This window comes from Caulobacter sp. 10L414, assembly GCF_056395525.1.
In genome coordinates this window covers 17,418-30,136 of sequence record NZ_JBFTJR010000016.1, presented here as the reverse complement: position 1 = coordinate 30,136, position 12,719 = coordinate 17,418, and the positions used below count along the sequence as shown (strand labels likewise).

Sequence of the window (12,719 nt, the reverse complement as noted above, 5' to 3'; positions counted from 1 at the left end):
TCGTCCGACCAAGGACGTTGTCGGGACGGTCGCGCGCGACCGGAAAACCGGCCTAGCATGTCGTCGCTATCTCATTTTGAGAATATCTACGCACCACATACGTATTGGTACGTAGTAACCATGCGCTTTGTTTCGACAGTTTTGTCACGACCGATTAACGCTCATCCAGCACGATCGCCGCGAAATACGGAGGCGGGCGTGCGTTTGATCCAGTTCGACAGTATTGAGGCCCAGCGCCGCGTCGGCGGCCAGCTGGTGATCGGCTGCGTGGCGGCCAGCGCCGTGGTGGTTCCCATCGCCTGCCTGCTGACCGGCGCGCCGCTGCTGGCGCCGTCGCTGGCCTCGGCGGCCCTGGCGGTGCTGGTGCTGGCCGCCTACGGCCTGTGGCGCGACCGACTGGCCCAGCAGCTGTGCACGGCCCTGGCCCTGGTGGGGCAGGCGGCGATGTTCGTGCTGGCCTTCCAGGGCCATCCCCTCCAGGACGAGGCCCGCATGGCCTTCCTGGCGGCCCTGGCTTTGCTGGTGGCCTATGGCGACTGGCGGGTGGTGGCCCTCGGGGCGGGCGCCGTCATCGGCGTCGACCTCGTGGCCGCGGGCCTCTTCCCCCACCGCCTGGCGGCCGACGAGAGCCTGCTGGCGCTGGCCCTGCGCGCGGCCCTGACCGTGACCACCGCCTGGTCGCTGGTCTGGCTGACGGCCGGGGTCTCACGCCTGTTCGTCACCGTCAGCGCCCGCACGCAGGCCTCCGAGCGCGCCGCCCGCGCCGCCGACGAGGCCAACGCCGCGGCCCTGGCCGAGCGCGCCGCCGCCGACCGCGCCAACGCCGAGCGCGCGCGCCTGAAGGCGGCGATGGAGGCCGAGCAGACGGAGGTGGTCGAGCACCTGGCCCAGGCCCTGCGCCAACTGGCCGGGGGCGACCTGACCTCGCGGCTGGAGACCCGCTTCGCCGCCCAGTACGAGCCCCTGCGCCAGGACTTCAACGACGCGGTGGCCAAGCTGCGCGCGGCGCTGGGCGAGATCAGCGGCAACGCCGCCAGCATGAGCGCGGGCGTGGCCGAGATGAGCCGCGCCTCCGACGAACTGGCCAACCGCACCGAGGACCAGGCCGCCAGCCTGGTGGAGACCTCGACGGCGCTGGGCCAGATCACCGCCACCGTCAACGAGACCGCCGACAACGCCCGCAAGGCCAACGCCGCGGCCGCCCGCGCCCGCGAGGAGGCCGAGCGCTCCGATCCCGTCGTCACCGAGGCGGTCGAGGCCATGACCCTGATCGAGACCTCGTCGGGCCAGATCGGCCAGATCATCGGGGTGATCGACGAGATCGCCTTCCAGACCAACCTTCTGGCGCTGAACGCCGGGGTCGAGGCGGCCCGGGCCGGCGATGCAGGCAAGGGCTTCGCCGTCGTCGCCCAGGAAGTGCGGGCGCTGGCCCAGCGCAGCGCCGACGCCGCCCGCGAGATCAAGGCCCTGGTGGCCGTCTCGGGCGACCAGGTGGCCGCCGGGGTCGAGCGTGTGGGCAAGACGCGCGAGGCCCTGCAGCGCATCGTCGCCCGCGTGGCCGAGATCGACACCCAGATCGACGCCATCGCCCGCTCGGCCGCCGACCAGGCCTCCAACCTGGGCGAGGTCAACACCACCATGGGCGCGATGGACCGCGTGGTGCAGCAGAACGCGGCCATGGTCGAGGAGACCACCGCGGCCGCCCACGCCCTGAAGTCGGAAGCCGCCGAACTGGCCGACCGCATCGGCCTGTTCCGCACCCGCGAGGCGGCCGCCCCCTCCAGCCAGCGGGCCGCCTGATGACGGCCAAGGTCGCCGAGTTCACGCCCACCGACCTGATCAAGCTGTTCGCCGCCACCTGGCTGCCGCTGTGCGAACGGCTGGAAACCGCCGGCGTGCTCGACCGCGCGACCCTGGCCGACGACATGGCGCTGTATGTGGCGCCGGGCGAGGCCACCGCCAGCGCGGCCATGGTCGAGGCGCTGCAGATCGTGCTGCGCCGGCCCAGGCCGCAGCCGGGACCCCAGTCCGGCCCGAAGCGCGAGCCGGCGTTGCGAGTGATCGCGGGGGGATTGGGGTAATTCTTGCTCCCTCTCCCAAAGGGAGAGGGAGGGGCCCGCCGCGACGCGGTGGGAGGGTGAGGGGTTACGAGGTCGGACGATGCGCCGGCGCTCCGTCTGGCGCCGTAACCCCTCACCCCAGCCCTCTCCCTCTGGGAGAGGGAGCCCTCGACCCTACCCCTTCGGCGGGGCCTCGACCTCGGAATAGGCCAGCACGGCGGGCGGCAGGCGCAGGCCCTGGACCTGGATGGCGGCGACGGCGGCGTTCAGGTCGGCGAGTTCGGCGGCGGTGAAGGCCACTGCGGCCGCGCCGACGTTCTGCAGCATGTGCGCCATCTGGGTGGTTCCCGGGATCGGCACGATCCAGGGCCGCTGGGCCCGCAGCCAGGCCAGGGCGACCTGGCCGGGCGCGCAGTTCTTGCGACGGGCCCAGTCCTTGACCAGCGTCACCAGCGCCAGGTTGGCCGGCAGGTTCTCGGGCGCGAACCGGCCCTCGAGCTTGCGGATGTCGCCGTCGGCGTAGCGGGTGCGCTCGTCGATCGCGCCGTTCAGGAAACCCACGCCCAGCGGGCTCCAGCAGACCAGGCCGATCCCCAGCTCCTCGCAGGCCTTCAGCACCCAGGCCTCCGGCCCGCGCCACAGCATCGAATATTCGTTCTGGACGGCCGCCAGCGGCAGTTCCGCATGGGCGCGGCGCAGGGTCTGCGGCCCCATCTCGCACAGGCCCCAGTGCAGCACCTTGCCCTGCGCCACCAGGTCCTTGACCGCCCCGGCCACGTCCTCGATCGGCACCGCCGGGTCAACGCGGTGCTGGTAGAGCAGGTCGATGCGGTCGGTGCGCAGGCGCCTCAGCATGCCCTCGACCGCCAGCTTGATGTGCTCGGGCCGGCTGTTGAGGCCAGGACCGCGGGCGCCGGTTTCCAGGTCGATGTTCCAGCCGAACTTGCTGGCGATCACCACCTCGTCGCGGAACGGAGCCACGCCCTCGCCCAGGATGCGCTCGACCTCGTGCGGGCCATAGGCCTCGGCGGCGTCGAAGAAGGTGACGCCCTGGTCGCGGGCCTTGCGGATGATGTCGATCATCTCGGGCCGGTAGGGGATGGTGGTCTGGTAGGTGCGGCTCATGTTCTGGACGCCCAGGCCCAGGCCCGAGACCTCCAGCCTGCCCAGCCGGCGGCGGTCGAGAGCCGGGGCGGGCTGGGCCGCCTGGGCCGCCCCGGCCGGGGTTCCGCTCGCCGCCAGGGCCGCCGGCGCGGCCAGCCCCAGGGCCAGCAGGCCGCGACGATCCACGCCCGCGCGCTTGTCTTGCTCGCTCATTCTCGCCTCGCTCAGCGGTTGGTCTTGGACAGGGAATCCTCGGGCAGGCGCGCGCCCTGGATGGTGATCTTCGCCGCCGCGCCGGCGATGCGGGTCAGGTCGGCGCCGCTCAGTTCGACCTGCGCCGCGCCCAGGTTCTCGGCCAGGCGGGGCAGCTTGGTGGTGCCCGGGATCGGCACGATCCACGGCTTCTGCGCCAGCAGCCAGGCCAGGGCGATCTGGGCGGGCGTCGCGCCCTTCTCGGCGGCGATGGCCTTCAAGAGGTCAACCAGCGCCATGTTGGCGGCGCGGGCCTGCTCGGTGAAGCGCGGCGAGATCGCCCGGAAGTCGCCCTCCCCCAGCTTCGTGGTCGTGTCGATCTTGCCGGTCAGGAAGCCGGCGCCCAGCGGGCTGAACGGCACGAAGCCGACGCCCAGTTCCTCGCACGCGGCCAGGACGCCGTTGTCCTCCACGTCGCGGGTCCACAGCGAGTACTCGTTCTGCAGGGCCGTCACCGGCTGCACGGCATGGGCGCGCCGCAGCGAGGCCAGGCTAGGCTCGGACAGGCCGAAATGGGCGACCTTGCCCTCGCCGATCAGGTCCTTCACCGCCCCGGCCACGTCCTCCATCGGCACGTCGGGATCGACGCGGTGCTGGTAGAGCAGGTCGATGCGGTCGGTGCGCAGGCGCTTCAGCTGGGCCTCGACCACCGCCTTGATGTGGTCGGGACGGCTGTTGAGCCCGCCGCTGCGCATGCCGGTCTCCATGTCGACGTCGAAGCCGAACTTGGTGGCGATGACCACCTCGTGGCGGAAGGGCGCGACGGCCACGCCCAGCAGGGCCTCGTTGGCGAAGGGCCCATAGACCTCTGCGGTGTCGAAAAAGGTGACGCCCGCCTCGAAGGCGGCGCGGATCACCGCCACGGCCTCGTCGCGCGGCGTCGCCGGGCCGTAACCCGAACTGAGGCCCATGCAGCCGTAGCCGAGGGCCGAGACTTTCAGGCCCTGGCCCAGTTTGCGCTTCTGCATCTTTGCTCTCCTCAAGGATTGGTCGCGCGGGGCCGGGCCTTGGCCAGCCACTCACGGACCTGGTTCATGGTGCGGCGCTCCTGGTCGGCCTCCATCGAGACGGCTGGTTCGAAGCGCGCCTGGGGCGCATCGGCCCGCAGCACCGAAAGGCTGTCGCCCAGGCCGTAGCCGCCGTGGGTGACGAAGGGGCGGACGGTCTTGCCGGTCAGGTCGTGGGCGGCCAGGAAGGCGCGGACCGGCGGCGGGACGCTCTGGCCCCAGACCGGAAAGCCCAGCCACACCACATCGTAGGCCGAGAGGTCCGCGACCCGGCCGGCCAGTTCGGGCCGGAAGCCGGCCTCGCGCTCGCGGCTGGCCTGGGCGACCGTCTGCTCGTAGTCGTCGGGATAGGGCCGCGCGGGCCGGATCTCGAACAGGTCGGCGGGCAGTTCGCGCTGCAGCTGGCCGGCGATCACCCGGGTGTTTCCCGAGCGGCTGAAATAGACGACCAGCGTGCGGGCCTGGCCGGACGGCCGGGTCGCCTCGGCCCCGCAGGCGCCGGCGGCCAGCATCATCGCGCCCAACATCATGGTGGTTGGCGCGCCGATCGCGGCGCGGCGGGAGACGCGGGTCATGCGCGGCTCTCCGGGACGTCGGACGACATGCGGATCATGGGCGGGCTCCTGGCTGCGGCAAACGCGGAGCCCCCGGCGCCTTCGCACGGGAGGAAGATAGTCCTGGCCCGTTCACATCATTAGACGCGATAATCGCCATGTCGTTTTTAGCAGGACTTACAAATGGCCATGCGTCTCGATGACCTCGCCGCCTTCGCCCTGGTGGCCAGGGAGCGCAGCTTCACCCGGGCCGGCGCCAAGCTGGGCGTCTCGGCCTCGGCGCTGAGCCAGACGATCAAGGGCCTGGAGGGGCGGCTGGGCCTGCGGCTGCTGGCCCGCACCACCCGCAGCGTGGCGGCGACCGAGGCCGGCGAGCGCCTGCTGGCGACCCTGGCCCCGCGGCTGGAGGAGATCGAGCAGGCGCTGGCCGCCCTCAGCGACCTGCGCGAGAAGCCGGCGGGCACGATCCGCATCACCGCCGGCGAGCACGCCGCCCAGTCGGCCCTGCAGCCGGGCCTGGCCAGACTGCTGCCGGACTATCCCGACATCCGGGTCGAGATCACCGTCGACTACGGCCTGGTGGACATCGTCGCCGAAGGCTTCGACGCCGGCGTGCGGCTGGGCGAGCAGGTGGCCAAGGACATGATCGCCCTGCGCATCGGCCCCGACCTGCGGATGGCCGTGGTCGGCTCGCCGGCCTATTTCGCCGCCCGGCCGCACCCGCTGACGCCGCAGGACCTGACCGAGCACAACTGCATCAACATGCGCCTGCCCACCTATGGCGGCCTGTTCGCCTGGGAGTTCGAGAAGGACGGCCGCGAGGTCAAGGTGCGCGTCGACGGCCAGCTGGTGGTCAACACCATCCGCCAGCGGCTGGACGGCGCGCTGCAGGGACTGGGCCTGGCCTACATGCCCCAGGACGTCGCCGCGCCCCACCTGGCCAGCGGCGACCTGGTGCGAGTGCTGGAGGACTGGTGCGAGCCGTTCTCCGGCTACCACCTCTATTATCCCAGCCGCCGGCACGCCTCGCCGGCCTTCTCGAAACTGGCCGAGGCCCTGCGCTGGCGGGGCGGCTGATAGAGATCTAGGCCCGAAAAACCTGCGTTCAAGAATTGGCGGGCGGCGAAATATGCGCAGTCTGCGGGGTCTTCTTCAGCGGAGGCGACCCGGCATGAGCACGACCTACTATCACGGCACGAAGGCGGATCTGGCGACCGGCGACCTGATCGAGGCCGGCAGGGTCTCGAACTACGGCGCGCGCAGGGCCGCGGCCTTCGTCTACTTCGCCGCCACGCTGGGCGCGGCGACCTGGGGCGCGGAGCTGGCCCTGGGCAAGGGGCGCGAGCGGATCTACGTGGTCGAGCCGACCGGGCCGTTCGAGGACGATCCCAACGTCACCGACAAGAAGTTCCCCGGCAATCCGACCAGGTCGTACCGCACCCGCGACCCGCTGCGGATCGTCGGCGAGGTCGAAGGCTGGACCGGCCATCCGCCCGAGCAGCTGGCGGCCATGCGCGCGCACCTGGAAACGCTGAAACAGCAGGGGATCGAGGCGATCGAGGACTGAGGGGGATCACCCGCCGCCCCAACAATCCGACTTTCCCCGCGACGGCGGGGACGCTCGGTTGGACATAGCGGACGTTGCTGGGTTTGGAGCCCCTACCCCCGCCCCGTCTCGCCCAGCACCTTGCACAGGGCGGCGGCCAGGATTTCCCAGGGCTCGCCCGGTTCGGGGTCGAGGCGGGCGCGGATGTCGCGGGCCAGGGCCTGGGGGTCGAGGGCGCCGGCGGCTTCGAGCGAGCGGCACAGCGGCAGGTAGGTGGCGGCGAACAGGCGCACGATGTCCTCGCCGGTGAAGGTCGGCACGTCGGGGCCGTGCGGGTGGTCGGGGCCGGCGGGGGACATCGTGGGGGCTCAACTCCGGGAACTGGCCGCCGCTGCTGCCTGAAGATCGCCGGTCGCGCCTTGATCCGGATCAAGGCCGCCCGCCGCGCGGCGTGGGACCTGCCCGCACGAGGAGGAGGCCGCCCATGCCCAATGACGTTCGATCGACGCTCGCCCGCCATCACCTGGACGTCGGCGCCGACTACGTGCTGCGCAGCGCGGGCCTGCTGTCGTCGGTGTTCGACGGCGACATCATGCGGGGCCTGGTGTTCCTGACCGCCCTGCGGCTATCGGCCCACGCCCCGCAGGACGCGCTGGGCGAGCAGCCCGTGCGGCTGACGGCGATCGCCCGGTCGCTGGGCCTGCCGATCGAGACCACCCGCCGCCACCTGCTGAAGCTGCAGCGCGACGGCTTCACGGTGCGCGCGGCCGGCGGCGGGGTGATCGCGCGCATTCCCGAACGCCCCGACATCGCCGAGGCCATGGCCGCCAACAGCGCCAACCTCGCCCGGCTGGCCGCCACGCTGGAGGCGCCGGCGGGCTGAGGGCAACCCCGGCGGGCCTCGCCCGTTCCGCCCGGACGCAAGGCAGGCGCGAGGACGGGATGAGAAACGGGATCGGACGGACGCGCGGCGGGGCGCTGGCCATCGTCGCGCTGCTGCTGGCGGCCTGCGCGGCCAGTCCCGAGGAGCAGGCCCGGCGTTCGATCGAAAGCGGCCAGGCCGTCCGCGAGATCCAGGCCCATTTCGACAAGGACCCGCGGGGCCAGTGCGCGGCCGTGCTGACCGGCGCCGCGCCGATCCAGATCAGCGACCGCACCGCAAGGCTCGACACCGTGCGCGCCCTGGTCGAGACGGGCCTGCTGGCGGCCGTTCCCGGCGCGCCGGAGGGCGAGACGCGCCTTGAGCCCACCGCCAGGGCCCGCCCCTTCTGGCGCGAGCGCCAGCGCGGAACCGTCGGGCCGCCCAGCGCCGAACTGTGCTACGCCCGCCGGCGGATCACCCGCGCCTGGCTGGTGGGCGAGGACGGCAAGACCCTGAACTTCGCCTACCGCCTGGAGGCCGCGCCCGACTGGGCCCGCGATCGGCGCATGCAGGCGGCCTTCCCGTTCCTGGCGCCGGCCCTGTCGCAGGAGATGGTCGCCACCGGCATCGCCCCGTTCCGCGAAGGCCGCTGGTTCCTCGACCTCGCCGACGAGGGGATCACCCTGCCCGGCCAGGACGAAGGCTTCTACGCCTGCCCCGACGGACGCGAGACGCCGGATCCGGGGTGCGGGGGATAGAGGGGCGCGGCGCCACTATTGAGACGCCTGTGAAAAACGATACATCCCTTGCGCGCATCGCCGCCCGAACCTGCCCGCCGCCCGAGGGGGGCGTTTGGGGGACGAAGAAAGACGATGCGGACGCGTGCATCCACGATCGGCCGGCTGGGCGCGGCCGCCGCGATGCTGCTCGGGCTGGGCGCGGCCTGGCCGGGCGGGACCTACACCCAGAGCGCGGGACCCGAGAGGGCCTTCATCGTGCCGATGGGCCACGAATGGATCACCCGCCTGGCGGCGATGGAGGTGCTGGGCGCGCCGTCGTCGGCCGCCCCGGACAAGCCTGATCCCCATGATCCCCGCCGGAACTGGGCGTACGGCAAGGGCCTGGCCTGGAACCCCAAGGTGGACGCCGGCGCGGCGCCGGCCGAGGCCGCCCGCATCCGCGGCCACAAGGTTTCCGACAGCCGCTACGCCTCGCACTACAAGGCCGTCTACGACGCCGTCATCGGCGAGCGCTGGGTGGACCTGGCGGGCCATCGGGTGGGCGTGACCCAGTTCGCCAACCGCTGCTGGACCGCCGTGGCCCAGGAGGCCGCCGAGGCCCAGTACGACCACTTCATGCGCCGCTACGACGACGCCGGCCCCGACGGCGGCGTGCGCGCGGCCAGGGAGTCGCAGGCCCGGTTCGTGGACTATTTCGTCGCCGCCGCCACCGCCCCCAAGACCATGATCCGGGTCCAGGACGGCGGGGCGACCACCCAGGCCCAGACGGTCGACAGGAACTATTTCCTGTTCGGTCGCGCCGTGCACCTGTTCCAGGACTCGTTCAGTTCCGAACACACCGTGCGGATCGCCGAGGACAACTATGTGCGGATCCGCCAGGTCAAGAGCTACGCCTGCGCCAAGGGCGCCGAGCAGCACAGCCACTCCAAGGCCGAGATCGTGCTCAGGCCCAAGAGCGGCGACGTGATCTGGACGGCCGCCGAACGCCGGGCCCCGGGCTGGAGCAGCTACACCCCCAGCAACATGAAGCCGACCGCCCTGGTGGCCACCGAGGCCAGCCGCGACCTGTGGGCGGCCTTCATCCGCACCATGGCTCTGCCCCAGGCCCAGCGCGAGGCCGCCGCGCGGGCCGAGGCGCAGACCCTGGTCGCCCACTGGCTGAGCTTCGACGAGGCCGAGATGCGCGGCTGGTACGACGATCCGGCCCGGCGTGACGCCACCTATGTCCTGGACGACGGCCAGACGGGCAAGGGCAAGACCCAGGCCCAGTGYATGGAGGGGGTCAAGCGCGGCTACAGCCAGGCTTCCTACATCGCCGAGCTGAAGGAGGACCAGCGCGTGTGCCTCTACAACGTGCTGCCCGAGATCGGCTACGAGGACCAGTTCGATCCCCAGACCCAGGTCTGGTACGCATGGCGCTGGCGCAACGCCGCGAGGCTGCAGACGCCGCCTGCCGGCTGGCGGCCCACGCCCCGCCCGGCCGACACCTCGACCCGCGTGCGCCTGCAGAGCGTGGCCAACGGCCGCTACGTGGTCGCGCCCGTCTGGAGCAGCAACGAGACCCCGGTCTACGCCCGCGAAGGCGCGCCGCTGGAGTTTTCGATGGTGGGTCCGCAGAGCCACGCGATGTTCCGCTCGGTCGACGATCCGGGCCTGTTCCTCGACTACCGGACCAGCGGCGCAATGATGCTGTTCGCCCGTCCGGTCCGGCAGCCGCCCGCCTACGGCCTGGCGCCGGCCGGCCCGGGCTGGTCGATGCGCGAGACCAGCTGGAACCAGTACGTCTGGCTGAACGGCGATCGCCCCTATCTCAACCGCCAGGGCGACCCGAAGACCCCTGAGGCCCAGTGGCGGATCGAGGGGTTGCGGTAGCAGGAGGCGGGCGGCGGGCCCTAGGATCTGCACTAAATTGGACGAGGGTAATTATTTATCAGTTTCAATAGTTTATAGTAGTTGTCATCCCGGCCGCAGCGCAGCGGAGCGCCGGGATCTCCCACAGTTCAGAACCTGCCGACGTGGGAGATCCCGGCTCTACGGATCGCTGACGCGCTCCTCCGGCCGGGAAGACACGTTTCTTTGCACGCCAATTGAGTCCAGACCCTAGGCCGTCGCCGCCGCCATCACCCTAAGCTCGTAGATCACCACCGGCTTGCCCTCGGCCTCGATGCGCACGCGGGCCGGGGCGGATCCGGGCGGCAGCGGCAGGTCGACGGTGAAGAAGCCGTCGCGCTTGCCGGCCGGGGTGGCGAAGGTTCCGATCGGCGCGCCGTCGGCCAGCACCTTGGCCGACTGGGCCGCGTCGGCGCCCCAGTAGACCAGCTGCAGCACCAGCGGGCCGGCGCGGCGGGCCAGCGTGGCTTCCAGCCAGCCGCCGCCGGGGTTCAGCTTGCGGCCGCTGCGGCCGTTCAGCTGGATGATCTCGCCGTTTGCGGCCGCGACCTTGTGGTCGACCTCGGGCTGCTGCTCGCCCAGATAGACGGTGTCGACGCTGCGGGCGGCGGTGTCGATCCGCGCCCGCTCGGCCGCCAGGAAGGCCTGGCCCTCGCCCGCCCAGCGGGCCTTGGTGAACACCGGGGCGTAGACGGCCGTGCGGTTGTCGTACTGGTTGAAGAAGGGGGCGAACACCACGCTCTCGCCCTGGGCCGTGCGGGCGGCGTAGGTGTGAGGCAGCTTGCCCACCTGGCGCAGCAGGCCCGCGGCCGGCCCGTCGCCGACCAGGGCCGGCGCGGCCTTCTCGAACGGACGGTCGGCCAGGCCCACGTCGGCGGCCAGCACCAGCGGCCCCGAGACGAAGGCCACCAGGTTGGGATCGTCCGGCGTCGGCTCGGCCCGCAGCGTCATCGGCAGGGAAAGCTCGATCCGGTCGCCGGCCTTCCAGCGGCGCGACAGCCGGGCATAACCGTCGGGGCCGCCCCGGCCGGCCGGCTTGCCGTTCACCAGGATCGCCGGCCGGGCGCACCAGGCCGGCAGGCGCACGGCGATCTCACGCTCGCCGGCGGGGGCGCGCACGAGGGTCAGCCGCACCTGGTCTCGCCTCGGGTACTCGGTGTCCAGGTCGATGGTGAAATCGCCGTCCGGCAAGTCGAGCTTCGAGGGGATGAAGAGATTGAGATAGAGCGCGCCGTCGCCGCCCTTCCACCAGATGCTGTCGGCGTGCTTGGCGTGGCTTTCCATGCCCGAGCCGACGCAGCACCAGAAGCTGTCCTCGTAGGTGGAATAGCTGCGCCGCCCGCCCGCGGCCATCGGCATGAAGTAGACGAAGCGGCCGTCGCCCGGCCGCTGGTGGGCCATGATGTGGTTCAGCTGGGCGCGCTCGTAATAGTCGAACAGGGCCCCGTCGGGCTTCCAGCTCCACAGGTGGCGGGTCAGCTTCAGCATGTTGTAGCTGTTGCAGGCCTCGCAGGTGGTCTCGGCCATGTGGCGGGCGATCTGGCCCGGCTTGCCGAAGTGCTCGCGGTCGGAATTGCCGCCGATGACATAGCTGTGGTCGCGGGTCACGACCCGGTGGAAGAAGCGCGCGGCGGTCGCCTCGCCGGGGTCGTCGCCGGCGACTTCATGAAGCCGCGCCAGGCCGATGACCTTGGGGATCTGGGTGTTGGCGTGCAGGCCGGCCAGCTCGTCGCGCTCGGCGGCGATCGGATCCAGCACGGCCTTGTGGCGCAGGCGGCGGGCGACCTTCAGCCAGCGCGCATCGCCGGTCAGGGCGTAGGTCTGGGCGTAGGCCTCGTTGATGCCGCCGTGCTCGGTGACGAGGATCTTCTGCACCTGCTCGTCGGAGAGGCCGTCGATCACCCCGGCGAAATAGCCGGCCAGGCCGACCGCCACGTCCAGCGCGCCGGGCGTGGCGGCCAGCTCATGGGCGTCCAGCAGGCCCGCATGCACCTTGTGCCAGGTGTAGACCGGCACCCAGCCGTCGTTGAGGCTGAAGCGCGAAGACCGGATGTCGCCTCGCCGCAGTTCCTCGAACACCTGCTTGCCGCCGACCGGATCGTCCTGGCCCCAGCGGGTGGTTCCGCCGACATAGCCGTCGCCGTGGGCGGCCTGCACGCGGGCCAGTTCGGCGACCGTGTAGGCCAGGCGCTCGCGCAGCTGCGGATCGCCGGTGTTGGCCACCTGCAGCGCGCAGGCCGTCAGCCAGTGGCCCAGGGTGTGGCCGGCGATGCTCTGGGCCTCCCAGCCGCCATAGACCGGCGCCTTGACCGGCAGGCCCGCGCCCTTGTGGAAGTTGTGCAGCAGCCGGTCGGGCGAAAGCGAGACCAGATAGGCGCGGTTGGCCGCCTGGGCCTGGGCGAAGATCGACGGCGTCAGGGTCACGTGACGCGCGGCCACGGGCCGGGCGACGACGCGAGCGGGGTCCACGGCCAGGGGCGCGGCGACGGCGGCCCCGCCGGCGAAGGCCAGCGCGGTGGAAGCCAGCAGGAACCCCCGGCGGGTCGCCATGCCCCTCGTCGCGTCGTTCCCCGCCATGCTCCACCCCAAAGCTATTTGTCAGACAATTAGCCGGAAGAGAGCATGGGCGGCGGCGGGGCTCAAGGGGGCGGGGTGATCGGCCATGGCGCGATTGACGTAACAATGTTATATCAATGGTTGAGTT

The 12,719-nt window shown here is 71.7% G+C and carries 12 protein-coding genes and 1 pseudogene; 7 read left to right on the top strand and 6 right to left on the bottom strand.

Features of this window, described 5'->3' with window-relative positions; all coding sequences use genetic code 11:
• The first annotated feature begins 204 nt into the window (after positions 1-204).
• Complete coding sequence (locus tag AC1DCG_RS08885) at positions 205-1,800, top strand: methyl-accepting chemotaxis protein (protein WP_477029111.1); 1,596 nt, start codon at positions 205-207, stop codon at positions 1,798-1,800.
• Positions 1,800-2,081: a hypothetical protein gene (locus AC1DCG_RS08880; RefSeq protein ID WP_477029059.1), complete on the top strand. Its 282-nt coding sequence runs from the start codon at positions 1,800-1,802 to the stop codon at positions 2,079-2,081. The genes AC1DCG_RS08885 and AC1DCG_RS08880 overlap by 1 nt, the downstream gene beginning before the upstream one ends.
• Positions 2,082-2,089: 8 nt before the next feature.
• On the opposite strand, the pseudogene AC1DCG_RS08875 reads toward AC1DCG_RS08880, so the two are convergent.
• The 4 genes and pseudogenes from AC1DCG_RS08875 to AC1DCG_RS08860 all read right to left on the bottom strand — a co-directional run.
• Positions 2,090-2,266, bottom strand: a pseudogene (locus tag AC1DCG_RS08875) (hypothetical protein); the annotation flags it as partial.
• Positions 2,235-3,377: an aldo/keto reductase gene (locus tag AC1DCG_RS08870; protein ID WP_477029060.1), complete on the bottom strand. Its 1,143-nt coding sequence runs from the start codon at positions 3,375-3,377 to the stop codon at positions 2,235-2,237. The pseudogene AC1DCG_RS08875 and the gene AC1DCG_RS08870, both read right to left, overlap by 32 nt.
• Positions 3,378-3,388: 11 nt before the next feature.
• Positions 3,389-4,384 carry an aldo/keto reductase gene (locus tag AC1DCG_RS08865; protein ID WP_477029061.1) on the bottom strand — a complete coding sequence of 332 codons (996 nt, stop codon included), beginning with the start codon at positions 4,382-4,384 and terminating at the stop codon, positions 3,389-3,391.
• A gap of 11 nt (positions 4,385-4,395) precedes the next feature.
• The gene (locus tag AC1DCG_RS08860) at positions 4,396-4,998 is read right to left on the bottom strand and encodes a flavodoxin (RefSeq protein ID WP_477029062.1); all 603 of its coding nucleotides are present in this window, start codon (positions 4,996-4,998) and stop codon (positions 4,396-4,398) included.
• 162 nt (positions 4,999-5,160) lie between these two features.
• Here AC1DCG_RS08860 and AC1DCG_RS08855 point away from each other — a divergent pair, with 162 nt between their 5' ends.
• Both AC1DCG_RS08855 and arr read left to right on the top strand, forming a co-directional pair.
• On the top strand, positions 5,161-6,054 hold the full coding sequence (locus tag AC1DCG_RS08855) for a LysR substrate-binding domain-containing protein (protein WP_477029063.1): 894 nt from the start codon (positions 5,161-5,163) through the stop codon (positions 6,052-6,054).
• 94 nt (positions 6,055-6,148) lie between these two features.
• A complete protein-coding gene (gene arr / locus AC1DCG_RS08850; protein ID WP_477029064.1) occupies positions 6,149-6,544 on the top strand; it encodes an NAD(+)--rifampin ADP-ribosyltransferase in 396 nt (131 codons plus the stop codon).
• A 92-nt stretch (positions 6,545-6,636) separates the two neighbouring features.
• Here the strand turns inward: arr and AC1DCG_RS08845 are convergent, their stop codons facing one another.
• Positions 6,637-6,882: a hypothetical protein gene (locus AC1DCG_RS08845; protein WP_477029065.1), complete on the bottom strand. Its 246-nt coding sequence runs from the start codon at positions 6,880-6,882 to the stop codon at positions 6,637-6,639.
• A gap of 125 nt (positions 6,883-7,007) precedes the next feature.
• Here AC1DCG_RS08845 and AC1DCG_RS08840 point away from each other — a divergent pair, with 125 nt between their 5' ends.
• From AC1DCG_RS08840 to AC1DCG_RS08830, 3 genes are all read left to right on the top strand, one after another.
• The gene (locus AC1DCG_RS08840) at positions 7,008-7,406 is read left to right on the top strand and encodes an Rrf2 family transcriptional regulator (RefSeq protein ID WP_165257424.1); all 399 of its coding nucleotides are present in this window, start codon (positions 7,008-7,010) and stop codon (positions 7,404-7,406) included.
• A gap of 59 nt (positions 7,407-7,465) precedes the next feature.
• A complete protein-coding gene (locus AC1DCG_RS08835; RefSeq protein WP_477029066.1) occupies positions 7,466-8,143 on the top strand; it encodes a hypothetical protein in 678 nt (225 codons plus the stop codon).
• Between the two features lie 114 nt (positions 8,144-8,257).
• Positions 8,258-9,997, top strand: coding sequence for a hypothetical protein (locus AC1DCG_RS08830; protein WP_477029067.1), 1,740 nt, complete (start codon positions 8,258-8,260; stop codon positions 9,995-9,997).
• A gap of 228 nt (positions 9,998-10,225) precedes the next feature.
• Here AC1DCG_RS08830 and AC1DCG_RS08825 read toward each other — a convergent pair whose 3' ends face one another.
• Positions 10,226-12,565, bottom strand: a complete 2,340-nt coding sequence (locus AC1DCG_RS08825) for a beta-L-arabinofuranosidase domain-containing protein (RefSeq protein ID WP_477029068.1) — start codon at positions 12,563-12,565, stop codon at positions 10,226-10,228.
• Positions 12,566-12,719 lie beyond the last annotated feature (154 nt).

Bases quoted from the DNA above. Each gene is read 5' to 3' on its own strand.
- AC1DCG_RS08880 (WP_477029059.1), top strand. From the start codon at position 1,800: ATGACGGCCAAGGTCGCCGAGTTCACGCCCACCGACCTGATCAAGCTG.
- AC1DCG_RS08870 (WP_477029060.1), bottom strand. From the start codon at position 3,377: ATGAGCGAGCAAGACAAGCGCGCGGGCGTGGATCGTCGCGGCCTGCTG.
- AC1DCG_RS08865 (WP_477029061.1), bottom strand. From the start codon at position 4,384: ATGCAGAAGCGCAAACTGGGCCAGGGCCTGAAAGTCTCGGCCCTCGGC.
- AC1DCG_RS08860 (WP_477029062.1), bottom strand. From the start codon at position 4,998: ATGACCCGCGTCTCCCGCCGCGCCGCGATCGGCGCGCCAACCACCATG.
- AC1DCG_RS08855 (WP_477029063.1), top strand. From the start codon at position 5,161: ATGGCCATGCGTCTCGATGACCTCGCCGCCTTCGCCCTGGTGGCCAGG.
- arr (WP_477029064.1), top strand. From the start codon at position 6,149: ATGAGCACGACCTACTATCACGGCACGAAGGCGGATCTGGCGACCGGC.
- AC1DCG_RS08845 (WP_477029065.1), bottom strand. From the start codon at position 6,882: ATGTCCCCCGCCGGCCCCGACCACCCGCACGGCCCCGACGTGCCGACC.
- AC1DCG_RS08840 (WP_165257424.1), top strand. From the start codon at position 7,008: ATGCCCAATGACGTTCGATCGACGCTCGCCCGCCATCACCTGGACGTC.
- AC1DCG_RS08835 (WP_477029066.1), top strand. From the start codon at position 7,466: ATGAGAAACGGGATCGGACGGACGCGCGGCGGGGCGCTGGCCATCGTC.
- AC1DCG_RS08825 (WP_477029068.1), bottom strand. From the start codon at position 12,565: ATGGCGACCCGCCGGGGGTTCCTGCTGGCTTCCACCGCGCTGGCCTTC.